Origin of the sequence: Bacillus sp. SLBN-46 (assembly GCF_031453555.1) — a bacterium.
Classification (GTDB): Bacteria; Bacillota; Bacilli; order Bacillales; family Cytobacillaceae; genus Neobacillus.
Genome location: NZ_JAVIZM010000001.1, coordinates 1,893,237 through 1,915,232 on the forward strand (window position 1 = coordinate 1,893,237; position 21,996 = coordinate 1,915,232).

A 21,996-nucleotide genomic window follows, 5' to 3' on the forward strand; every position below is an offset into this window, starting at 1 on the left:
ATGGAACGAATTTATCTCGACCACGCAGCAACCACACCCATGCATCCTAAAGTAATTGGAAAAATGGTCGAAGCTATGAATACGATTTTTGGTAACCCTTCAAGTATTCATTCATTCGGAAGGGAAGCCCGTCATCAAATTGATAGAGCTAGGGCTGGACTTGCGCGTAGCATTGGTGCAAAGGACAACGAGATTATTTTTACAAGCGGTGGAACGGAAGCCGATAACATGGCATTATTTGGTGTGGCGGAAAGCTATCATAATAAAGGCAAACACATTATTACCACTACGGTGGAACATCATGCTGTCTTGCATGCTTGTAAAAAGCTAGAGAAGATGGGTTATGAGGTTACCTATTTGCCTGTTGATGAAACAGGACGGATTTCCATCTCTGAATTTCGAGAAGCATTGAGGGATGATACGATATTAGTATCCATCATGTATGGTAACAATGAAGTTGGCACGATTCAGCCAATTACCGAAATCGGTCACTTACTAAAAGATCATCAAGCAGTCTTTCATACCGATGCGGTTCAAGCCTATGGAATTGAAAAGATTGATGTAAACGAAAGTCAGATTGATTTATTATCTGTTTCTGCTCATAAAATCAATGGTCCAAAAGGAACAGGTTTTCTTTTTGCCCGTTCAAATGTGAAGCTCTCTCCTCGCTCCTTTGGCGGAGACCAAGAAAGAAAGAGACGAGCTGGCACGGAAAATGTTGCATCTATTGTTGGATTTCATGAAGCTGTAAGAATAGCAAATGAAGAAAGAGCGGCTAATAGAGAAAAGTATATAGGTTTTAAAGAAGTAATGTTAGCAAAATTGCGTGAATTAGATATCGAGTTTAATGTAAACGGATTGCTTGAAACTTCACTGCCACATGTATTAAACTTAAGCTTTCCGGGAACGAGTGTGGAGGCTATGCTTGTTAATCTTGATTTGGCAAGCATTGCTGTTTCGAGCGGATCAGCATGTACGGCTGGTTCCATAGAACCTTCTCATGTCCTGGTTGCCATGTTTGGTAAACAATCAGAGCGCTTGATTAATTCGATCCGTTTTAGTTTTGGCTTGAACACGACGACTGAGGACGTCGTGAAAGCTGCTGAAGAGACGGCAAAGGTTGTTATGCGTCTGAAAAAATAAATGTAATATCTAGTAGGGGTAAAAGAGAGGTGAAAGAGAAATGGAGAAAAAAGAGCCAAAAGATATCCGTGTTGTAGTTGGAATGTCAGGTGGGGTAGACTCCTCTGTAGCTGCACTACTATTAAAGCAGCAAGGCTATGACGTAATCGGAATTTTTATGAAGAATTGGGATGACACAGACGAAAATGGTGTGTGTACAGCCACTGAAGACTACGAGGATGTCATTCGGGTATGCAATCAAATTGGCATTCCTTATTATGCTGTTAATTTTGAAAAACAATATTGGGATAAGGTATTTTCTTATTTCCTTGAAGAATATAAAGCGGGTAGAACACCAAACCCAGATGTGATGTGTAACAAAGAAATTAAATTTAAGGCATTCCTCGAGCATGCGCTTAAATTAGGTGCAGATTACTTAGCAACGGGTCATTATGCAAGAGTTGAATTCCGTGATGGTGAATATAAAATGCTCCGTGGTCTGGATGAAAATAAGGACCAAACGTATTTCTTAAATCAATTGACACAGGAACAACTGAGTAGAGTTATGTTCCCAATTGGAAACTTAGAGAAATCTCGAGTAAGGGAAATAGCGAAGGAAGCAGAACTTGCTACTGCCACCAAAAAGGACAGTACGGGTATTTGCTTTATCGGTGAACGGAATTTTAAGGACTTCCTAGGTCAATATCTACCGGCTCAACCGGGTAAAATGGAGACATTTGAAGGTGAGATTAAAGGGAAACATGAAGGTCTAATGTATCATACCATTGGCCAGCGTCATGGTTTAGGTATTGGCGGGGCAGGTGAACCTTGGTTTGCCATTGGAAAGGACTTAGAAAGAAATGTCCTTTATGTTGGACAAGGTTTCCACAATGAAAAACTTTATTCCAACTCGATTATTGCAACCAACGTTAGCTGGGTATCGAACAATGAAAAACCGGCTGAATTTGAATGTACGGCCAAGTTCCGCTATCGCCAAGAAGATAATAGCGTGATTGTACGTTTGTTAGAAGGCAATCGGGCAGAAGTCCAATTCAAGGAACCCATTCGTGCGGTTACCCCAGGACAGGCGGTTGTTTTTTACAATGGCGACGAATGTCTTGGCGGCGGTACCATTGATGAAGTGTACAAAAATGGTGAACGGTTAACATATGTAGGATAATTTAGCCCCTGATTCCAATACTGGAGTCAGGGCTTTTTACTCTTTTTTGGGTACGTTTTTCTACTAAGAATATGATATACTTTCCCTTAGGATTGGAGCTGAAAAAAATGGATAAAAACCAATTAGGTGTACAATACATGCAGGAAGGCAACTACGAAGAAGCAGCTAAAGCCTTCAATGCAGCAATAGAAGAAAATCCGACGGACCCTGTTGCTTATATTAACTTCGGCAACGTTCTTTCAGCTGTCGGTGACGATGAAAAGGCTATCAAATTTTATCAAAAGGCACTTGAAATAGATGAAAAAGCGGCAGCAGCTTACTATAGTATTGGTAACATAATGTTCACTCATGATCAGTTTGACGAGGCGAAGAATATGTTTGAAACAGCCATGAAAAAGGGGCTGGAGTCTGCCGATAATTACTTTATGTTAGGTTTAACGCTAGTACAATTAGACAAGAACCGCTTCGCCCTTCCTTACCTGCAAAGAAGTGTTGAGCTGAATGAAGAGGATGCAGAAGCAAGGTTTCAATATGGTTTATGTCTAGCACAATTAGAATTCATTGACGAATCTATGGTTCAATTTGAAAAGTGTATTGAACTCGATCCAGGACACTCAGATGCCTATTATAATTTAGGGGTTTCGTATGCCTTTAAAGAAAATTCTACTAAAGCAATTGAAATGTTTAATAAAGCCCTGGAAAACCAGCCAGACCATTTGCTTGCAGGACATGCAAAAAAATTAATTGAAAATATGCAATAGGTGATGCCGATCTTTTTGAAAGGAGGGAGACACGAGTGGAGAAGCAGGATTCGCTTGATTTATTTGCCGAACAAGGAAAGTTTGTAAAGGGAAGACCCATCGTTACCATCTTTCATAATGAACAAAACCTATATACGGTTTTACGGATACGAGTAGATGAAACAAACCATTCTTATGATGACAAAGAAGCGGTTGTCACTGGCTATTTTCCAAAGGTACATGAGCAGGAAACGTATATCTTTTACGGAGATTTTAAAGATCATCCTAAGTTTGGTCTGCAATTTCATACAAATCATTACAGAAAAGATATGCCACAGACAAAGCAAGGGGTTATTGCTTATTTGTCAGGTGAACTGTTCAAAGGGATTGGTAAGAAGACAGCAGAAAATATCGTGGATACGCTTGGGGAAAACGCCATTTCAAAAATACTTAACCAGCCGTCGCTGCTAGACTCCATTCCTAAGCTTCCTCCTGATAAGGCTAAATCACTGTATGACACACTCATGGAGCACCAAGGACTCGAGCAGGTCATGGTAGCTTTAAACCAATATGGGTTCGGGCCGCAGATTTCAATGCGAATTTACCAAGCATATAAAGAGGAGACACTTGGTATTATTCAAAAGAACCCTTACCAATTAGTTGAGGATATTGAGGGAGTTGGTTTTGGGCGTGCGGATGAGCTTGGTTATCAACTTGGGATAACAGGCAGTCATCCTGATCGCATCAAAGCAGCCTGTCTGTATACGCTAGAAAATGATAGCTTGCAGACCGGTCATGTATACATACATGCTGAGCAATTACTCGAACAAGTAAAAAATCTGTTGGAAGAAAATAAGCGAGACCAAATTGATTTTTTCGATATTTCGAATGAAATCATTAAGTTGGAAGAAGAAGGGAAATTAATTGGTGAAGAAAAACGAATTTACTTGCCATCTCTATATTTTGCAGAAAAAGGTCTTGTGACTAACATTCACCGTATCTTACAGCAAACCGAATATAAGGATCAATTTCCTGAATCTGAGTTCCTACTTGCTTTGGGAGGCTTGGAAGAACGACTTGGGGTACAATATGCGCCCACTCAAAGAGAAGCCATTCAAACGGCATTAATGGCACCAATGCTTATTTTAACTGGGGGACCTGGAACAGGTAAAACCACGGTTATAAAAGGAATTGTTGAGCTTTACGCTGAACTCCATGGCTGTTCGTTGGAGCCGAAGGATTATCATAAAAAGGGTGAGCCTTTTCCATTTTTGCTTGCTGCACCAACAGGTAGAGCAGCCAAAAGAATGAGTGAATCCACCGGGCTTCCTGCCGTAACGATTCATCGATTACTTGGTCTAAATGGGACTGAAGGAATTGACCATGAGGATTCAAATACACTTGAAGGAAAAATATTAATCGTTGATGAAACTTCGATGCTTGATATATGGCTTGCTAATCAATTGTTTAAGGCTCTGCCAGACAATATCCAAGTTATTCTTGTTGGGGACGAGGATCAGCTGCCATCGGTTGGTCCTGGTCAGGTTTTAAAGGACTTGTTAGAATCAGAACGTATTCCAACGGTTCGATTAACCGATATTTACCGGCAGGCGGAGGGTTCATCAATCATTGAATTGGCCCATGATATAAAAAGAGGCTATCTTCCCCCAGATGTAACACAAAAGAGGCCTGATCGTTCGTTTATCAGATGTTCTACTGCACAGGTGGCTCAAGTCGTGGAAAAAGTAGCTCAAAATGCCAAAAACAAAGGTTATTCTGCAAAGGATATCCAAGTGCTGGCCCCTATGTATAGAGGCCCTGCAGGGATTGATCGGTTAAATGTATTGCTACAGGAGATTTTTAATCCAAACCCCGATGGTAAACGAAAGGAAATTACCTTTGGAGAAGTAAAGTACCGAATTGGAGATAAGGTGCTTCAACTTGTTAATCAACCAGAGAATAATGTGTTCAATGGTGATATTGGTGAGATTATTTCGATTATCTACGCAAAGGAAAATACGGAAAAACAAGACATGATTTATATTTCCTTTGAGGGAAATGAAGTGGAATATACAAGGCAGGATTTGAATCAAATCACCCATGCCTATTGTTGTTCTGTCCATAAATCCCAGGGCAGTGAATTTCCTATTGTTATTCTTCCTGTAACGAGAAGTTATTACAGGATGTTGCGGCGGAATTTAATCTATACAGCTATCACAAGAAGTAAACAATCGTTAATTCTATGTGGAGAAGAAGATGCATTAAGAATGGGCGTAGAAAGAGCTGACGAACTTTCAAGACAGACCACTCTTCGTGAAAAGCTCCAAGAAACAATCTTGGTACAGCCGAAGACTCCTCAAAATGATAAAGAGTCGGCCGAAGGCTTATCCTATGAGGAAGAATTAATGCAAGTTAATCCAATGGTTGGAATGGAAAACCTTACACCTTATGATTTCATGCTGAATGACTGAAACTATAAATGTTCGGGGAGGTGGGACACTCTTTGCGGACATTTTCATTATTAAAAGGACAACCAGTTTTTGAAACGAGCAGCGGAACAAAAATTGGTGATATCAGCGACCTATGTATCTCAAGCAATGGTATCGTCAAAGGCCTATTGATTAAAAAAGGCGTTTTCTTCAAGCAATCGTTCTTTCTGGATATTCAAAAAGTGACTACCTTCGGCTGGGATGGGGTTATGATTGAAGACAGCGGGTGCTTGGAAAAGTTAGGAGAAAATCCTGAATATACCTTGACACACCAACATTCTTTAGATGGAATGATGATGCTCTCAAAAAGCGGAGAATCACTCGGTTTGTTAAAGGATGTATATTTTCAGGAAGAAGTGGGCACAATCGTAGGGTATGAAATTACGGATGGCTTCTTTTCGGATATCACGGAAGGTAAACAAGTCATTCAATCCGGTAAGCCCTTAGCGATCGGAAAGGATGCCATTATCGTAGATGTAGATAATACGTGAGGTGTCTTTTCATGTTTAAGTGTCCCAACTGTCAAAGCAAAGATATCGGCAAAATTGGTATCAACCAATACTATTGCTGGAACTGTTTTATTGAGCTATCTGTTAACAAAGGTCTCATTAACACCCATCAGGTGGAGGAAGACGGTTCACTTAGTTCCTTGGACGATTTGTTTGAAGAAGAAGAGCGTCGTTACACCCTATAATTATTATAAGAGGTGAAACGCATGAATAAAATGATGACGTCGATGATTGCTTTTGGTGCGGGGATGGCCGTATATAATATGGCCCAACGAAATAATATGATGTCCACCCGCAATATGAAAAGAATACAAAAAAAGGTAAAACGAGCAATGTTTTAATGCAAATCCCCCTAGAATTCCTAGGGGGATTTTTACGTACGTGAATATTTCCCCTTATTGTCTCTAACACTAACATGAGGGAGGATTGCTCGTGGATATTCGTATGAAATGGCTGTATCGGATTGGTTTTATACTCCTATTATTAATTGCCCTTTACGTTTTTCTTAAAATTAGATTTGTTTGGATGCCGGTTGTTAGGCTTGTCGTAATTATCATCTTACCTTTTCTTATAGCTGGGTTTATAACTTATCTTCTTCATCCTATTGTTGAAAAATTGCATGAAAAAGGATTCCACCGAGGGTTGGCTATTTTCTTAATTTATTTTATTTTTTTTGGAGGCATTGGTTTTGCTTTATATAAAGGTATTCCAGCTATCATTGACCAATTAAAAGATCTATCTGAAAGTGCACCGGTTTTTGCCGAACAGTATCGGAGTTGGATTGATGAGCTCCAAACCCATACAAGGGCATGGCCGGATGGGTTGCAAGCAAAAATAGATGACGGGATCAACACTTTTGAAAAGAAGATGGATTCTCTTTTAACTATTATTGTAAATGTCTTAATGGACTTCCTAAATTCAGCCCTACTTTTGATGATTATTCCGTTTATTGCTTTTTATATGTTAAAGGACTTTCCTTTGTTAAAAAGGACGGCATGGTATTTGACCCCTAAGAAATGGAGAAAAAAAGCCACTCTATTTTTAAGAGACGTTGACGAATCTCTCGGAAGTTATATTAGAGGACAGCTATTAGTTTGTGTGATTATTGGAAGCGTCTCTGCCCTGTTATTTTGGGTATTCCATCTAAGATATTCTTTGTTACTAGGACTTATCGTTGGTGCGACGAATGTGATTCCTTATTTTGGACCGATTATCGGGGCAATTCCAGCGGTCATTATTGCTGCAACTACCTCGGTTAAGTTGGTCATCGTTACGGTTGTTATTGTTTTTGGGTTGCAATTCCTTGAGGGAAATATCTTATCGCCGTATATCGTTGGAAAGAGTCTTCATATGCATCCATTATTAATCATGATAGCTTTGACATCTGGTGGTGAAATAGGGGGAATCTTAGGGTTAATCTTGGCTGTCCCCGTTCTTGTGGTATTGAAGGTAGGAATTATTCATGCGAAAAATCACTTTATAGAAGGCAAAGCAAATGATTCTTCTTCTTAAAGTGCTTGGCCAATTGACAAACGTTTTTTTGGTGGATATAATTCGTCATATAGAATATGAATGAAAATGTTGAAGGGTCGAGTATGTTGTAGTCCATCTGTAACGCTTATTGCGCGGAAGAGAGGAGCTTTCAAGGCTGAAAGAAGCTCCAGATGAAGGATGACAGAACGCTAATCCGGAGTGCAGCTAACCACTGCCGTATACCTGCGTTAAAGGTTTTTTGAGAGATGGATACGGAATGTTTGTATTCATAATCAGGGTGGTACCGCGAGACTAAGCTCTCGTCCCTGTTTGGGATGAGGGCTTTTTTGTATGCTTTTTTTAAAAAATAAGGAGGTCAATACATATGAAAAACTTATCTGGTTCACAAATTCGCTCAATGTTTTTACAGTTTTTTAAAGAAGAAAAAGGACACACCGTGGAGCCAAGCGCATCGCTTGTCCCTCATGATGATCCATCCTTGTTATGGATTAACAGTGGTGTCGCCACCCTAAAGAAATACTTTGATGGCCGTGTAGTGCCAGAAAACCCAAGAATCACTAATGCTCAAAAATCCATTCGGACAAATGACATTGAGAATGTTGGGAAAACTGCTCGACATCATACCTTCTTTGAAATGCTTGGTAACTTTTCAATTGGTGAGTACTTTAAAAATGAAGCAATTGAGTGGGCATGGGAGTTTTTAACGGACAAAAAATGGATGGGCTTTGACCCAGAACTATTATCCGTTACCGTTCATCCTGAAGACAATGAAGCATATGAAATTTGGAATAAAACCATCGGCATTCCAGAGGAACGCATTATTCGACTGGAGGGGAACTTCTGGGATATTGGGGAAGGGCCTAGTGGACCGAATACTGAAATTTTCTATGACCGTGGTCCAAAGTATGGGGATGACCCAAATGATCCGGAATTATATCCAGGTGGAGAAAACGATCGGTACCTGGAAGTATGGAACCTAGTGTTCTCCCAATTTAACCATAATCCTGATGGCACCTATACACCACTGCCAAAGAAAAATATTGATACAGGTATGGGTTTAGAACGGATGGCATCTGTTGTTCAAAATGTTCCAACCAACTTTGACACCGATCTATTTATCCCTATTATCCGTGCGACAGAGGAAATCTCTGGAGAGAAATATGGTGTGAATAAAGAGACGGATGTAGCATTTAAGGTTATTGCTGACCACATTCGTACGGTTGCATTTGCTGTCGGTGATGGTGCGCTTCCGTCAAATGAAGGACGGGGCTATGTACTACGTCGTTTGCTTCGCCGTGCTGTCCGCTATGCTAAGCAGATTAACATTAATCGTCCATTTATGTTTGAACTAGTTCCAGTCGTAGGCGAAATCATGAACGATTTCTATCCAGAGGTAAAGGAAAAGACAGAATTCGTCCAAAAAGTGATTAAGAATGAAGAAGAACGTTTCCACGAAACCCTTCATGATGGTTTAACCATCCTAGCTAGTGTCATTAAAAAGGAAAAAGAAAAGGGCAGTGACACCATTTCTGGCGCGGATGTTTTCCGTCTATATGATACGTACGGTTTCCCAGTTGAGCTGACTGAGGAATATGCTGAAGAAGAAGGTATGAAGGTTGACCATGAAGGCTTTGAAGTAGAAATGGAGCAACAGCGTGACCGTGCACGTGCAGCTCGTCATGATGTTGATTCCATGCAGGTTCAGAGCGGTGTTCTTAGAGATGTGAAGGTAGAAAGTCAGTTTGTTGGCTATGATCAACTTGAATCAAGCTCAATAGTGGCAGCTATTGTGAAAAATGGTGAATTAATTGATCAAGCTTCAGCTGGAGAGGAAGTACAGGTTATTCTTGACGTGACGCCTTTTTATGCTGAAAGTGGTGGGCAAATTGCTGACCACGGCATGATGGAAGGTGAAGAGGTATCTTTATTTGTAAAAGACGTTCAAAAGGCACCGAATGGTCAAAACCTTCATCAAGTAGTGGTTAAAAGCGGTACGCTCAAAACGAACCAACAGGTGACTGCTAAGGTAGATACAGACAACCGGGTGAAAATTATCAAAAATCATACAGCGACCCACTTGCTGCATCAAGCATTAAAGGATGTACTTGGGGAGCACGTTAACCAGGCAGGTTCCCTCGTTGAACCTGATCGTCTACGCTTTGATTTCTCACACTTTGGTCAAATTAAACCAGAAGAGTTAGAGCAAATTGAAAAAATCGTCAACGAAAAAATTTGGAGAAATATTGAAGTAAACATCAGCTTAAAACCGATTGCTGAAGCAAAAGCAATGGGTGCTATGGCTCTTTTCGGTGAGAAGTATGGTAATATTGTTCGTGTGGTACAGGTTGGAGACTATAGCTTAGAGTTATGTGGTGGCTGCCATGTTCCAAATACATCTGTTATTGGTTTGTTCAAAATTGTTTCAGAAGGCGGAATTGGCGCTGGGACACGAAGAATTGAGGCTGTAACAGGTGAGGCTGCTTATAAATCATTAAATGATCAAGTGGGCTTATTAAAAGAAGCGGCAGATAAATTAAAATCAAATCCAAAGGATATCGTCACACGTATCGATAGTCTGATGAGCGAAATGAAACAGCTTCAACGTGAAAATGAATCACTTGCAGCTAAACTTGGAAATATTGAAGCAGGTAACCTGGTTTCCCAAGCAAAAGAAATTGACGGAGTAACCGTCCTAGTTGCAAAGGTACAAGCTGCTGATATGAATAACTTAAGAAATATGGCTGATGACTTAAGGCAAAAACTGGGCTCTGTGGTACTAGTACTAGGAAGTGTTCACGAAGGCAAAGTAAACCTTATCGCAGCAGTTACAAAGGATTTAATCGATAAAGGCTACCATGCTGGGAAACTGGTTAAAGAAGTTGCTACACGCTGTGGCGGAGGTGGCGGAGGCCGTCCAGATATGGCTCAAGCTGGAGGAAAAGATCCTGAAAAACTAGATTCTGCACTTCAATTCGTTGAAGAATGGGTAAAATCGGTTTGATAATAGGACAAAGTAGTGTAAAATGTAGGTAATTAGTACAATTCTCTCGTCTATAATAAATGCGAGGTGCGTGAAATGAGTTCATTTGACAAAACGATGAGATTTAATTTTCCTGAAGAGCCCTTTGAACATGACGTAAATGACGTTCTTTTACAAGTGTATGAAGCATTGCAGGAAAAAGGATATAATCCGATAAATCAAATAGTCGGCTACCTATTATCAGGAGATCCAGCCTATATACCACGTCATCGAGATGCCCGTAACATTATCCGCAAGCTTGAACGGGACGAAATAATTGAAGAATTAGTCAAATCCTATCTAAAACAACAACGAGAGGTTAAGTAATGCGCGTATTGGGTTTAGATGTAGGATCTAAGACAGTTGGTATTGCCCTAAGTGATGAAATGGGGTGGACCGCACAGGGTCTTAAAACACTCAAAATCAATGAAGAAAGACAAGAGTTTGGTTTTGAGGAAATTGGTCAAATAATAAAAGAGTACCAGGTGGATACAGTTGTCATTGGCTTACCCAAAAATATGAACGGGACGATTGGACCACGCGGTGAAGCCAGTCAGCAATATGCGAATGAAGTGGAGAGCAGATTTGCTGTGCCAACTGTATTATGGGACGAGCGTTTGACAACAATGGCTGCTGAACGTGTATTGCTTGAAGCAGATGTAAGTCGCAAAAAGCGAAAGAAAGTTATCGATAAGATGGCCGCAATGATGATTCTACAAGGTTATCTTGATAGCAAAAATTAATGAGGTGAATGAAATGGAACACAACCATGAGCATGAAGAAGATCGTTTTATTACATTAGTAGATGAAAATGGCGACGAACAACTTTTTGAAATACTTTTCACATTCGATTCAGATGAATTTGAAAGGTCATATGTATTCTTTTATCCAGTAGGGGCGAATGAGGATGACGAAGAAGAAGTCGATATCCTAACATATGCTTATATCCCAACAGAAGATGGCGGTTTCGGCGAACTAATGGAAATCGAAACGGATGAAGAATGGGATATGGTTGAAGAAGTATTCAATACCTTCAACGAGGACCAAGAAGAAGAATAAATAAACGATGAAAAAGAACCGGCCATAAAAAAGGGCTGGTTCTTTTTCTGTATTTTTCAGGATAAATTTGACAAATTAATTGATAAATTGACATTTTTCTTACTATATGCTCAAATTATTACGAAAGGGGGAAAAGAATGACAACTGATCAAAAAGACCCGAAGAAAGATTTGGTACGGGAAAAAATGCTTGAACACCACCGTGAAGCAAAAGTAGTTAGAAAAATTGTCATGGTGATCTCAATCTTATTGCTATTATTAATTGTTGTTATCGGCGGTGGAGGATATCTTTACATACAGTCAGCATTAAAGCCTGTTGACTCTGATAGTAAGAAACAAAAAACAGTTGAAATTCCAATTGGTTCATCTGTAACAGGTATTGCAGAAAAGTTAGAAGCAAATGGAATTATAAAAAATGCGAAGGTATTTAAATATTATGTAAAGCTTAAAAACGAAGGCGGTTTTATGGCAGGGGAATACCAACTGAGTCCTTCTATGGATGTAGCTGAAATTGTCAGCCGATTAAAAACTGGAAAGGTGCTGGCGAAGGCTAGTTTTAAAATCACCATTCCAGAAGGGAAGCAACTAACAGAAATTGCTGCAATCATGGCGAAAGCAACCAATCAAAAGGAAGCAGATGTTCTTACTAAATTAAATGATAAAGAATTTATCAAACTGTTAATGGAGAAATACCCAGATTTATTAACAGATGAAATCTTAGATTCGAAAATAAAGTATCCGCTTGAAGGATATTTATTTCCTGCTACCTATCCTTTTTATAAACCGAATCCTACAGTGGAAGAAATGGTTACGGCCATGCTGGATAAAACAAGATCGATTGTCTCTTCCTATACGGAAGAAAGTGAAAAAGCGAAGCTATCTGTTCATAAACTACTTACAATGGCCTCATTAGTTGAAGAGGAAGCGACTGAAAAAACAGAACGTAAAAGAATTGCTAGTGTTTTCTATAACCGTATCGAGAAGGATATGAAATTGCAAACCGATCCTACGGTATTATACGCACAAGGAAAGCATAAAGAACGGGTCTTATATGAGGATTTGGAAGTGAACTCTCCTTATAATACCTACAAACATACAGGACTCCCGCCTGGACCAATCGCAAATGCTGGAAAAATGTCCATTGAAGCTGCACTCGAGCCGGAGAAAACAGACTTTTATTATTTCTTGGCTGCTGAGGATGGAAGCATATACTATTCAAAGACATTAGAAGAGCATAATAAGTTAAAAGCAAAGTATATTTCCAATAAAAAATAGTGTATTAATTTGGGGGAAGCATTAGCATTCCCCCTACTTTTGTGATAAAATAGTTCAAGTGTTTTAATACGTACTCTATAGCGTAACTCACAGTAAGGTAATTTGCGGCAGTATTGCCATAAAACGTCCTGAGTCAAATTTACTAACTTATGACGTCCGTGCCTGTGAACGCTATTTTTTCATGTCTAAAGAAGAATAATTATAGATAAACTAAAAGTATTTTACTTTGCAATAAATGCTTTTAAAGAGAGGTGACGCAGCTTGTTAGATGCGAAGCTGCATTCATATATTGAAGGTCTTATTTTAGAGCGTAATCCATTGTTAACAGAAATGGAGTTCTATGCTCGTGAACATAATGTACCAATTATGGAACTAGAAGGTATTGAAACGATGCTTCAATTACTTCGAATTCAGGGAACAAAAAAAATACTTGAAGTTGGGACAGCAATAGGATATTCCGCAATAAGAATGGCAGAAGCGCTTCCTGGTGCTGAAATAGTTACGATTGAGCGGGATGACGAACGAGCACAAGTAGCTGTCGAATTTATTGAGCGCTCAGCTTACAAAGAACGGATTACCTTAATTAAAGGTGATGCGTTAGAGGTTGAAGAACAGATAAGTGGACATGCTCCATTTGATGCCATTTTTATTGATGCAGCGAAGGGCCAATATAAAAAATTTTTTGAAATGTATTCGAGCTATCTTAGTTCGGATGGAATGATTATTACTGATAATGTCCTTTTTAAAGGTTTAGTAGCTGAACCGGAAATTGAATCAAAGAGGATTCGGAATCTTGTTAAAAAGATTGATGATTTTAACAAATGGTTAATGAAGCATCCAGATTATATTTCCGTTATTCTTCCTGTGGGAGACGGGGTTGCCATTAGCAAAAGAAGAGGTGAGAGCAAATGAAGAAACCAGAATTGCTTGTAACACCAATAACAGTCAACGATATTTTGCCATTAGCAAAAGCTGGTGCAGATGCGTTTGTTGTTGGTGAACAAAGATATGGATTAAGACTTGCAGGTGAATTTAATCGTGATGATGTCCAAAAGGCGATTGAACTTGCTCATAGCAAGGGGAAAAAGGTCTATGTTGCAATGAATGCTATTTTTCACAATGAAAAAATAGATGAGTTGAGCGATTATATTCAATTTGTTGCAAACGTCAAAGCGGATGCCATTATTTTTGGTGATCCTGCTGTTTTAATGACTGTAAGAGAAGTGGCTCCGGAAATGAAGCTACACTGGGGTACAGAAACGACAGGAACGAACTGGTACACATGTAACTATTGGGGTAAGAAGGGTGCTAAAAGAGCTGTTCTTGCACGTGAAATCAATATGGATGCTATCGTTGAAACGAAGGAAAATGCAGAGGTAGAAATTGAAGTGCAGGTTCATGGAATGAGTTGTATGTTCCAATCCAAGCGTTCACTTCTTGGTAATTACTATGAATACCAAGGGAAAGTCATGGAAATCGAAAACCGTAAGATGCAAAAAAATATGTTCTTGCACGATAAAGAGCGTGAGAACAAATACCCGATTTTTGAAGATGAAAATGGAACACATATTATGAGTCCTAATGATATCTGTATCATTGACGAACTTCAAGAAATGTTAGAAGCTGGTGTCGATTCGTTTAAAATTGATGGAATCTTAAAAAGCCCAGAATATATTCTTGCGGTTACTAAAGCCTATCGTGAGGCAATTGATTTATTTGTTGAAGATCCTGATGCCTATGAGGATAAAAAGGATGAGCTGTTAGCTTCATTGGAAGAGATTCAGCCTGCTAACCGTCCGTTAGACACAGGGTTCTACTTTAAAGAAACGGTATACTAAGGGAGGAGTTCATCTGTGAATACAGTTAAAGATAATATTTCTGAAATTATCGATGGAAAACGTGTCATTGTGAAGAAGCCAGAACTCCTTGCTCCAGCTGGTAATCTCGAAAAATTAAAGATTGCCGTTCAATATGGTGCGGATGCTGTTTTTATCGGAGGTCAAGAGTATGGTCTTCGTTCAAATGCTGATAACTTTACATTTGAAGAAATGAAGGAAGGCGTAGAGTTCGCCAAACGTTTCGGTGCGAAAATTTATGTTACAACAAACATTTTTGCTCACAATGAAAATATTGATGGCTTAGAGGAATACATCCTAAGTCTAAAAGAGACAGGCATTGCAGGAATTATTGTTGCTGACCCGCTTATTATTGAAACTTGTCAGCGACTAGCACCGGAAATTGAAATTCATATAAGTACACAGCAGTCACTTTCGAACTGGAAAGCTGCACAGTTTTGGAAAGAAGCCGGGGCTGAGCGTGTCGTATTAGCTCGTGAAGTAAGTGCGGAGGAAATCAGAGAAATGAAGGAGAAGGTCGATGTTGAGATCGAAACCTTTATTCATGGAGCTATGTGTATTGCTTATTCCGGCAGATGCACATTAAGTAACCATATGACTGCAAGGGACTCAAACCGTGGTGGTTGCTGTCAGTCATGCCGCTGGGATTATGACCTTTACCAGTTAGAAGGAAACGACCAAGAAGCAGCGCTATTTGAAGAGGGAGATGCTCCTTTTGCAATGAGTCCAAAAGACTTAAATTTAATTCAAGCGATCCCACAGATGATTGAACTTGGAATCGACAGCTTGAAAATCGAAGGTCGTATGAAATCCATTCACTATATTGCGACAGTGGTTAGTGTGTATCGAAAAGTGATTGATGCGTATTGCGCGGACCCTGAGAACTTTGTTATTCAGAGAGAATGGCTAGAAGAACTGGACAAATGTGCTAACCGTGAAACAGCTCCTGCGTTTTTTGAAGGTGTTCCAGGGTATAAAGAGCAAATGTTTGGTAATCATAGCAAGAAGACAAAGTTTGAGTTTGTCGGTCTTGTGTTGGATTATAATCCAGAAACACAAATCGTTACATTACAACAAAGAAATCATTTTAAACCGGGCGAAGAAGTAGAGTTCTTCGGACCGGAAATTCAAAACTTTACTCATGTGATTGAAAAAATTTGGGATGAAAAAGGTAATGAACTGGATGCAGCTAGACATCCGCTTCAAATTGTACAATTTAAATTGGACAAACCGGTATACCCTAACAACATGATGCGAAAGGAGAACTAGCATGACGCGCAAGCCAGTTGTTATTGGTGTAACCGGCGGCTCCGGCTCCGGAAAAACCAGTGTAACAAAATCTATTTATGAAAGTTTAAAAGATCATTCCATATTAGTTCTTGAACAGGATTATTATTATAAGGATCAAAGTGACCTGCCATTTGAAGAACGATTAAAAACTAACTATGATCACCCACTTGCTTTTGATAATGACTTACTTATTGAACATATTGAACAGCTGCTAAGGTATGAACAGATTGAAAAACCAGTATATGATTATTCCATTCATACCCGTTCAGATAAAGTCATTCCTGTTGAGCCAAAGGATGTAATCATTTTAGAGGGAATCCTCGTACTTGAGGATGAGCGTCTTCGGGATTTAATGGATATTAAACTATATGTTGATACTGATGCGGATTTACGAATAATCCGCCGACTTACTCGTGATATAAGTGAGCGTGGACGTACGTTTGATTCAGTTATCGATCAATATTTAAATGTGGTTCGTCCTATGCATAATCAATTTATTGAGCCAACTAAGCGTTATGCAGATGTCATCATTCCAGAAGGCGGACACAACCATGTTGCCATCGATATAATGGTCACAAAAATTCAAACAATTCTTGAACAAAAGTCAATTTTATGAAACAATAGCAAAAGAACTATCTAAAAATCCGTTTGGATAAATATCTTTTATGCGCGCCCTTACTAAAAAGGACGCGCTGCTATGTATTATGCCGATTGGCATAATATCTACATATATTACATACACAATTCTATTGGGGGATTGTGAAGACTAGAAGGAGTGAGGGTTTTGGCTACAGAGAAAGTATTTCCAATGACACAAGCAGGTAAAGATAAGCTTGTACAAGAAGTTGAGTATTTAAAATCAGTTAAACGTAAAGAAGTGGTAGAAAGAATTAAAATCGCAAGAAGCTTCGGGGATTTGTCTGAAAACTCTGAGTATGATTCTGCGAAAGAAGAGCAAGCCTTTGTAGAAGGTAGAATTACGACCTTAGAAAATATGATTCGCAATGCAAAGATTATCGCTGAAGTTGAAAATGCAAGCGACTCCGTTACATTAGGAAGCTCCGTTACTTTTGTTGAACTTCCTGATGGTGAAGAAGAAACTTATTCAATTGTTGGTAGTGCTGAAGCCGATCCGTTTGAAGGAAAAATTTCTAATGATTCTCCAATTGCCAAAAGCCTATTAGGCAAGAAGGTGGGAGAGCAAGTTTCTGTTCAAACTCCTGGCGGCGAAATGAGTGTACGTATCGTTTCTATTAAATAATGTTTGAAATAAGAAAACCTCGTCAAAACTTTTGACGAGGTGTTTTTTATGTGGAGAAAACGAGCCATTGGCTGGCTGGTCATTTGTATAACAGGATTAGTACTTCTCTTAGTACGTTTAATGCAAATTCAACTAATTGAGACAGAAACCTTTTCAAAGCATAATGTGAACTTGCTTGAGGAAAGTGTGAATCAACGAACACAGGAATTAGTGATTGATAATGGCAGGGGAAATTTTCTTGATCGAAATGGGACGATGCTTACACATAAAAAGGTGTCCGTGCTCGTCTTATTTCCATTTCTAAAAAAGACAGATTGGGACATCGAAAAGGTTTCGACCATTTCAGGAATATCAGTTGATTCATTGAAATTTGCAGTAGATGCGGCAAAAAAACCATTTGCCTTCGGAGACCCAGAGCCTATTGAATTAACAACCTCACAGATGAAAAGAATTAATGAATTAAAAATACCCGGTGTATTTGCCATTGAGAAGAAATTTGAACGTTCTTCCATTCCAGCTGAGCAACTGATTGGACTAACAGGTGAAAATGCAAAGGAATTAAAGGAACGTTATCCAAGTAAAGAGCTATCGGAAAAGACGCTGCTGGGCGTATCAGGCCTTGAAGAGAGCTTTGATGAATTCCTGCTCCCAGAGGGGAAGTCAAAGCTTGTTTACCATGTCGATGGCGGGGGAGCCCCGCTTTTTGGAATAAATGTAAGATATGTGGACCCTGCTAACCCGTTTTATCCTGTAAATATTCGGACTACGATTGATAAAGACTTGCAGCAAAAGGCCGAAGATTTAGTCGATCAGTATCAGATTAAAAAGGGGGGACTTGTTCTCCTTAATATTGAGGATAATAGTGTGTTAGCGATGGTTTCACGCCCGGCTATCAATAAAAAAGACCCCTATAATGGAGCAGGAATTACGAATTTGATGGTAAAGCAGCAGATTATGGGATCCGTTTTTAAGACGGTGGTTGCTGCAGCTACTATGGATCGTAACTTAGATGACCCAACCCGGCTTTTTGATTGTAGTAAAAAGATTAATGGAAAACCAGAATTAAAATATAATTATGGAATGTTGAACTTTACAAATAGTTTTGCAAGAAGCTGTAATCGGACGTTCGGGGAACTGGCAAAGGAATTGCAGAAGACGGATCCACATCTACTCGAGGATTATGCAGATAAATTATCTCTAACTGGTTCGGTGGGCTGGCAAGGTGAAGTGTATCATACCAGTGACTTCAAGCAGCTAGCGGATGAAGATAAAGGGAGGGTGTTTTTGTCTGACGAGGCAAGAAAGGATCCTAATTTTATTGCTATGTCAGGTATTGGACAGCACGAGGTTCGGGCTACTCCATTAGCTGTCGCTAACATGATGGCCACCATTGCAAGGGGCGGTAAAAAGGAAATGGTAAGAGCAGTTTCAAAAATAGAATATAAAAATGGGACAACGATGGTAGATTTCCCTGAGGAGAGCATAAAGGGGGATTCTATCTCACCTTATACAGCCATGAAACTGCAAAAATTGCTACGTGAAGTAATTATTAATCCAAATGGGACTGGAAGATGGTTTAAAGATCTTCCATATGAAGTAGCAGGTAAATCAGGTACGGCTGAAACGGGTAAATTTAAAGATGGGAAGCAATTGCATAATAAATGGTTTGCTGGTTATTTTCCATTTCAATCGCCCAAATATGCGTTAGTAGCAGTTAATTTGGATGTAATAGATTCGGAAGGCGGGGTAAATTTATTGTTCGCGGATATGGTGAAAGCACTCTATGAAAAAGATGTAGAAAAAGAGTAGTGCGACTATTATCTCTTCATGTTCTGTTAAAATCATGTTAGAATATTGAGAGCCTTTATTTTAGGAGGAAATAGTATGACTAATGATTTTAATTCTAACTCGCGGTCTGGATACCGGTCGAAAAGAAAAAAAACGAACCTTGTCTTAAATAGTTTAATCATCATTGTACTCTTACTAATATTATTCGTGGCATACAATATTTTTGCTTCAGGAAATGATCATGCAGCACCTAAGAAAGATAGTACAAAAACTGAGCAAAAACAAACGGAACATACAGAGAAGCAAGCGGAGAAAAAAGAGAAAACTGAGGCAGACGATGAGAGTTCATCTGATCAAGTATCTGAAGAAGAACAACAAAGTGAGGAAGCTTCGACAACTGAACAGACAGATGAATCACAGGAAGTGGTTACTGATGGAGGAAGTTCTTCAAATGTACTTAAGACGATTGAAAATCCCAGCTGGAAGCCTGTAGGGACAACCCAATCTGGTGAGCATACCGCTGTATACGATACAAATTCAGTCGATTGGCAGGAAATGCTAGAGGCGGTATCCTATGCCACTGGATTAGATGGAAGCAACATGACGGTATATTGGCTGGGTAGAGATAAGTCCACTCAAAATGGTTCGTTTGCTACCGTTGCTTCAAAAGATAAGCAACAAAAATATAATGTGTATCTTCAGTGGGTAGACGGCGAAGGCTGGATGCCTACACGAGTTGAAGAATTAGCGGAAATTGTTAGATGATACGTGAAAACGAGGTTGACTATAGAGTCAGCCTCGTTTATTTTTTCTTAAAATGTACTACTGCTGTAAAATAGGTTTGTCCATTTTCATTCACATGCATTTGGTGTGATACGGAGTGGACTCCCAGCATAATTGCCCGGTTCTCATCAATTTGTGACTCAATTTTTTTCTGTAAGGTTTTAAGGCTAGTTGCCTCAAAAAACTCCACTTTATCTTCGATTAAATCAAATTGGAAATTCATAAAATCAGTCCTTTCATCTTTTATTTTAGTTAGTTATTTATCATCTAGCAATGAATTGTTGAATAAAAGTGAGTACTATGATAACATGTTTTAGGATTAATTCATAGTATACGTATAGGATTAATGCGGAGTGTTCGGGAGTGTGAGAATACAGGCTTACTATGGCAAGCATCTTTAAAAAGATGGTAGAATAGTGTTTGCGGATACGATGCTTAAAACAGAGGAAGATTATAAGCAGTCAAACGTTAAAACACAATGAAAGAGGTCATATAATGAAAATCGCAATTATCGGAGCAATGGAAGAGGAAGTAACGTTACTAAGAGATCATATCGAAGGGAAAACACAAGAAACGGTAGCTGGCTGTGAATTTACGTTCGGTACCATGCATGGTGTAGATGTGATCTTACTCCGTTCAGGAATTGGCAAGGTGAACGCAGCAATGTCTACAACTATCTTACTTGAAAAATATAAGCCTGATTATATTATAAACACTGGTTCTGCTGGTGGGTTCAACCCGGCTCTTAATGTTGGTGATGCAGTCATTTCAACTGAAGTTCGTCATCATGATGTAGATGTAACAGCTTTTGGATATGAATACGGGCAGGTTCCACAGCTTCCAGCTGCATTTTTAGCAGATGAGAAGTTAATTGCGGTCGCTGAAAAAGCATCAAAGGAACTGGAAAAGTTTCAGATTGTCAAAGGCTTAATTGTTACTGGTGACTCCTTTATGGAAGACCCGGCAAGAGTCGAATTTGTCCGTTCGAAATTTAATGATTTACAAGCAGTTGAAATGGAGGCAGCGGCGATTGCGCAAGTAGCCCATCGGTTTGGAGTTCCTTTCGTTATCATTCGTTCTCTTTCTGATATTGCTGGTAAAGAATCAGAAGTATCTTTTGATCAATTTATTGATAAAGCAGCAACTAATTCTGCTACATTGGTTATGAATATGGTGGCAGCGTTAAAATAGGTCACAGGAGTGGGGAAATGAAGGTCTATAAAAATGTTCATGAATTAATTGGGCATACACCAATGGTTGAAATCACTCAATTTCATTTGCCTGACGGTGTTCGTATCTTCGCGAAACTTGAATTTATGAATCCTGGGGGTAGTGTCAAAGACCGACTTGGAATGGAACTGCTGGATGAGGCATTTTCTAGTGGAAAGCTGCGTAAAGACGGAACAGTCATAGAGCCAACCGCTGGAAATACGGGGATCGGATTAGCTCTAGCAGCAATAAACAAAGGTATACAGGTTATTTTGTGTGTTCCTGAAAAGTTCAGTATAGAAAAGCAGGAATTAATGAAAGCACTTGGGGCGAAAATCGTTCATACCCCTACGGAAAAGGGAATGAAGGGAGCAATTGCAAAGGCAAAGGAACTTGTTAACGAGATTCCAGGAGCCTATTGCCCTCAGCAATTCGGAAACCCTAAAAACCCAGAAACGTATTATAAAACGCTTGGTCCAGAAATTTGGGAGCAGCTTGAAGGACAATTACATGTGTTTGTCGCTGGTGCGGGTACAGGTGGAACATTCATGGGTACGGCCCGTTACTTAAAAGAACAGAGCGAGAAAGTAAAAACAGTCATTGTAGAACCTGAGGGTTCCATTTTAAACGGTGGTGAATCAGGTCCACATAAAACAGAAGGTATTGGGATGGAATTTTTGCCAAAATATATGGATGCAAATTACTTTGATGCCATTTATACCGTGTTGGATGAACATGCTTTCCGTCTCGTTAAAGAAATAGCAGCGAAGGAAGGCCTTCTTGTCGGTAGTTCGTCAGGTGCTGCATTTCACGCTGCACTAAAAGAAGCCCAAATATCACCGCCTGGTACCAATATCGTCGTTATTTTTCCAGACGGTAGCGAACGATATTTAAGCAAAAAGATTTTTGAAGGGGGTATTTAG

General features: G+C 39.4%; 23 protein-coding genes. 22 read left to right on the plus strand and 1 reads right to left on the minus strand.

The window, feature by feature from the left end; all coding sequences use genetic code 11:
- From QFZ87_RS09590 to QFZ87_RS09685, 20 genes are all read left to right on the plus strand, one after another.
- Positions 1-1,143: a cysteine desulfurase family protein gene (locus QFZ87_RS09590; protein ID WP_309860434.1), complete on the plus strand. Its 1,143-nt coding sequence runs from the start codon at positions 1-3 to the stop codon at positions 1,141-1,143.
- 40 nt (positions 1,144-1,183) lie between these two features.
- The gene (mnmA, locus tag QFZ87_RS09595) at positions 1,184-2,302 is read left to right on the plus strand and encodes a tRNA 2-thiouridine(34) synthase MnmA (protein WP_309860437.1); all 1,119 of its coding nucleotides are present in this window, start codon (positions 1,184-1,186) and stop codon (positions 2,300-2,302) included.
- 107 nt (positions 2,303-2,409) lie between these two features.
- The gene (locus QFZ87_RS09600) at positions 2,410-3,063 is read left to right on the plus strand and encodes a tetratricopeptide repeat protein (protein WP_309860439.1); all 654 of its coding nucleotides are present in this window, start codon (positions 2,410-2,412) and stop codon (positions 3,061-3,063) included.
- 35 nt (positions 3,064-3,098) lie between these two features.
- Positions 3,099-5,513, plus strand: a complete 2,415-nt coding sequence (recD2, locus tag QFZ87_RS09605; RefSeq protein ID WP_309860441.1) for an SF1B family DNA helicase RecD2 — start codon at positions 3,099-3,101, stop codon at positions 5,511-5,513.
- A gap of 32 nt (positions 5,514-5,545) precedes the next feature.
- Complete coding sequence (locus tag QFZ87_RS09610) at positions 5,546-6,022, plus strand: PRC-barrel domain-containing protein (protein ID WP_309860443.1); 477 nt, start codon at positions 5,546-5,548, stop codon at positions 6,020-6,022.
- An 11-nt stretch (positions 6,023-6,033) separates the two neighbouring features.
- A complete protein-coding gene (locus tag QFZ87_RS09615) occupies positions 6,034-6,225 on the plus strand; it encodes a hypothetical protein (protein ID WP_307286567.1) in 192 nt (63 codons plus the stop codon).
- A gap of 21 nt (positions 6,226-6,246) precedes the next feature.
- A complete protein-coding gene (locus QFZ87_RS09620; RefSeq protein ID WP_309860447.1) occupies positions 6,247-6,381 on the plus strand; it encodes a YrzQ family protein in 135 nt (44 codons plus the stop codon).
- A gap of 91 nt (positions 6,382-6,472) precedes the next feature.
- Complete coding sequence (locus QFZ87_RS09625) at positions 6,473-7,552, plus strand: AI-2E family transporter (RefSeq protein WP_309860449.1); 1,080 nt, start codon at positions 6,473-6,475, stop codon at positions 7,550-7,552.
- 346 nt (positions 7,553-7,898) lie between these two features.
- On the plus strand, positions 7,899-10,535 hold the full coding sequence (gene alaS / locus QFZ87_RS09630) for an alanine--tRNA ligase (protein ID WP_309860451.1): 2,637 nt from the start codon (positions 7,899-7,901) through the stop codon (positions 10,533-10,535).
- A gap of 75 nt (positions 10,536-10,610) precedes the next feature.
- Complete coding sequence (locus tag QFZ87_RS09635) at positions 10,611-10,880, plus strand: IreB family regulatory phosphoprotein (protein ID WP_308083073.1); 270 nt, start codon at positions 10,611-10,613, stop codon at positions 10,878-10,880.
- Positions 10,880-11,296 carry a Holliday junction resolvase RuvX gene (gene ruvX / locus QFZ87_RS09640; RefSeq protein ID WP_309860455.1) on the plus strand — a complete coding sequence of 139 codons (417 nt, stop codon included), beginning with the start codon at positions 10,880-10,882 and terminating at the stop codon, positions 11,294-11,296. Before QFZ87_RS09635 ends, ruvX begins: the two co-directional genes overlap by 1 nt.
- 13 nt (positions 11,297-11,309) lie before the next feature.
- Entirely contained in the window at positions 11,310-11,612 is a 303-nt protein-coding gene (locus QFZ87_RS09645; RefSeq protein ID WP_309860457.1) for a DUF1292 domain-containing protein, read from the plus strand.
- 137 nt (positions 11,613-11,749) lie between these two features.
- On the plus strand, positions 11,750-12,886 hold the full coding sequence (gene mltG / locus QFZ87_RS09650) for an endolytic transglycosylase MltG (protein WP_309860459.1): 1,137 nt from the start codon (positions 11,750-11,752) through the stop codon (positions 12,884-12,886).
- Between the two features lie 261 nt (positions 12,887-13,147).
- Positions 13,148-13,798 (plus strand): O-methyltransferase, encoded by a 651-nt coding sequence (locus QFZ87_RS09655; protein WP_309860461.1) that lies wholly within the window; start codon positions 13,148-13,150, stop codon positions 13,796-13,798.
- Positions 13,795-14,724 (plus strand): peptidase U32 family protein, encoded by a 930-nt coding sequence (locus QFZ87_RS09660; RefSeq protein WP_309860463.1) that lies wholly within the window; start codon positions 13,795-13,797, stop codon positions 14,722-14,724. The genes QFZ87_RS09655 and QFZ87_RS09660 overlap by 4 nt, the downstream gene beginning before the upstream one ends.
- A gap of 15 nt (positions 14,725-14,739) precedes the next feature.
- Positions 14,740-16,011: a peptidase U32 family protein gene (locus QFZ87_RS09665; protein WP_309860465.1), complete on the plus strand. Its 1,272-nt coding sequence runs from the start codon at positions 14,740-14,742 to the stop codon at positions 16,009-16,011.
- Between the two features lies 1 nt (position 16,012).
- The gene (gene udk, locus QFZ87_RS09670; protein WP_309860467.1) at positions 16,013-16,648 is read left to right on the plus strand and encodes a uridine kinase; all 636 of its coding nucleotides are present in this window, start codon (positions 16,013-16,015) and stop codon (positions 16,646-16,648) included.
- 168 nt (positions 16,649-16,816) lie between these two features.
- The gene (gene greA, locus QFZ87_RS09675; RefSeq protein WP_309860469.1) at positions 16,817-17,293 is read left to right on the plus strand and encodes a transcription elongation factor GreA; all 477 of its coding nucleotides are present in this window, start codon (positions 16,817-16,819) and stop codon (positions 17,291-17,293) included.
- Between the two features lie 48 nt (positions 17,294-17,341).
- Positions 17,342-19,102, plus strand: a complete 1,761-nt coding sequence (locus QFZ87_RS09680; RefSeq protein WP_309860471.1) for a peptidoglycan D,D-transpeptidase FtsI family protein — start codon at positions 17,342-17,344, stop codon at positions 19,100-19,102.
- A 75-nt stretch (positions 19,103-19,177) separates the two neighbouring features.
- A complete protein-coding gene (locus QFZ87_RS09685) occupies positions 19,178-19,846 on the plus strand; it encodes a YrrS family protein (RefSeq protein ID WP_309860473.1) in 669 nt (222 codons plus the stop codon).
- Positions 19,847-19,883: 37 nt separating this feature from the next.
- Here QFZ87_RS09685 and QFZ87_RS09690 read toward each other — a convergent pair whose 3' ends face one another.
- Complete coding sequence (locus QFZ87_RS09690) at positions 19,884-20,087, minus strand: DUF2536 family protein (protein ID WP_309860475.1); 204 nt, start codon at positions 20,085-20,087, stop codon at positions 19,884-19,886.
- A 272-nt stretch (positions 20,088-20,359) separates the two neighbouring features.
- Here QFZ87_RS09690 and mtnN point away from each other — a divergent pair, with 272 nt between their 5' ends.
- Entirely contained in the window at positions 20,360-21,055 is a 696-nt protein-coding gene (gene mtnN, locus QFZ87_RS09695) for a 5'-methylthioadenosine/S-adenosylhomocysteine nucleosidase (RefSeq protein ID WP_309860477.1), read from the plus strand.
- Between the two features lie 17 nt (positions 21,056-21,072).
- The gene (locus QFZ87_RS09700; protein WP_309860479.1) at positions 21,073-21,996 is read left to right on the plus strand and encodes a PLP-dependent cysteine synthase family protein; all 924 of its coding nucleotides are present in this window, start codon (positions 21,073-21,075) and stop codon (positions 21,994-21,996) included.

Bases quoted from the DNA above. Each gene is read 5' to 3' on its own strand.
- mnmA (WP_309860437.1), top strand. From the start codon at position 1,184: ATGGAGAAAAAAGAGCCAAAAGATATCCGTGTTGTAGTTGGAATGTCA.
- QFZ87_RS09635 (WP_308083073.1), top strand. From the start codon at position 10,611: ATGAGTTCATTTGACAAAACGATGAGATTTAATTTTCCTGAAGAGCCC.
- mtnN (WP_309860477.1), top strand. From the start codon at position 20,360: ATGAAAATCGCAATTATCGGAGCAATGGAAGAGGAAGTAACGTTACTA.
- ruvX (WP_309860455.1), top strand. From the start codon at position 10,880: ATGCGCGTATTGGGTTTAGATGTAGGATCTAAGACAGTTGGTATTGCC.
- QFZ87_RS09685 (WP_309860473.1), top strand. From the start codon at position 19,178: ATGACTAATGATTTTAATTCTAACTCGCGGTCTGGATACCGGTCGAAA.
- QFZ87_RS09645 (WP_309860457.1), top strand. From the start codon at position 11,310: ATGGAACACAACCATGAGCATGAAGAAGATCGTTTTATTACATTAGTA.
- QFZ87_RS09615 (WP_307286567.1), top strand. From the start codon at position 6,034: ATGTTTAAGTGTCCCAACTGTCAAAGCAAAGATATCGGCAAAATTGGT.
- QFZ87_RS09680 (WP_309860471.1), top strand. From the start codon at position 17,342: ATGTGGAGAAAACGAGCCATTGGCTGGCTGGTCATTTGTATAACAGGA.
- QFZ87_RS09690 (WP_309860475.1), bottom strand. From the start codon at position 20,087: ATGAATTTCCAATTTGATTTAATCGAAGATAAAGTGGAGTTTTTTGAG.
- QFZ87_RS09600 (WP_309860439.1), top strand. From the start codon at position 2,410: ATGGATAAAAACCAATTAGGTGTACAATACATGCAGGAAGGCAACTAC.
- QFZ87_RS09700 (WP_309860479.1), top strand. From the start codon at position 21,073: ATGAAGGTCTATAAAAATGTTCATGAATTAATTGGGCATACACCAATG.
- QFZ87_RS09620 (WP_309860447.1), top strand. From the start codon at position 6,247: ATGAATAAAATGATGACGTCGATGATTGCTTTTGGTGCGGGGATGGCC.
- QFZ87_RS09590 (WP_309860434.1), top strand. From the start codon at position 1: ATGGAACGAATTTATCTCGACCACGCAGCAACCACACCCATGCATCCT.
- alaS (WP_309860451.1), top strand. From the start codon at position 7,899: ATGAAAAACTTATCTGGTTCACAAATTCGCTCAATGTTTTTACAGTTT.
- mltG (WP_309860459.1), top strand. From the start codon at position 11,750: ATGACAACTGATCAAAAAGACCCGAAGAAAGATTTGGTACGGGAAAAA.
- QFZ87_RS09660 (WP_309860463.1), top strand. From the start codon at position 13,795: ATGAAGAAACCAGAATTGCTTGTAACACCAATAACAGTCAACGATATT.
- udk (WP_309860467.1), top strand. From the start codon at position 16,013: ATGACGCGCAAGCCAGTTGTTATTGGTGTAACCGGCGGCTCCGGCTCC.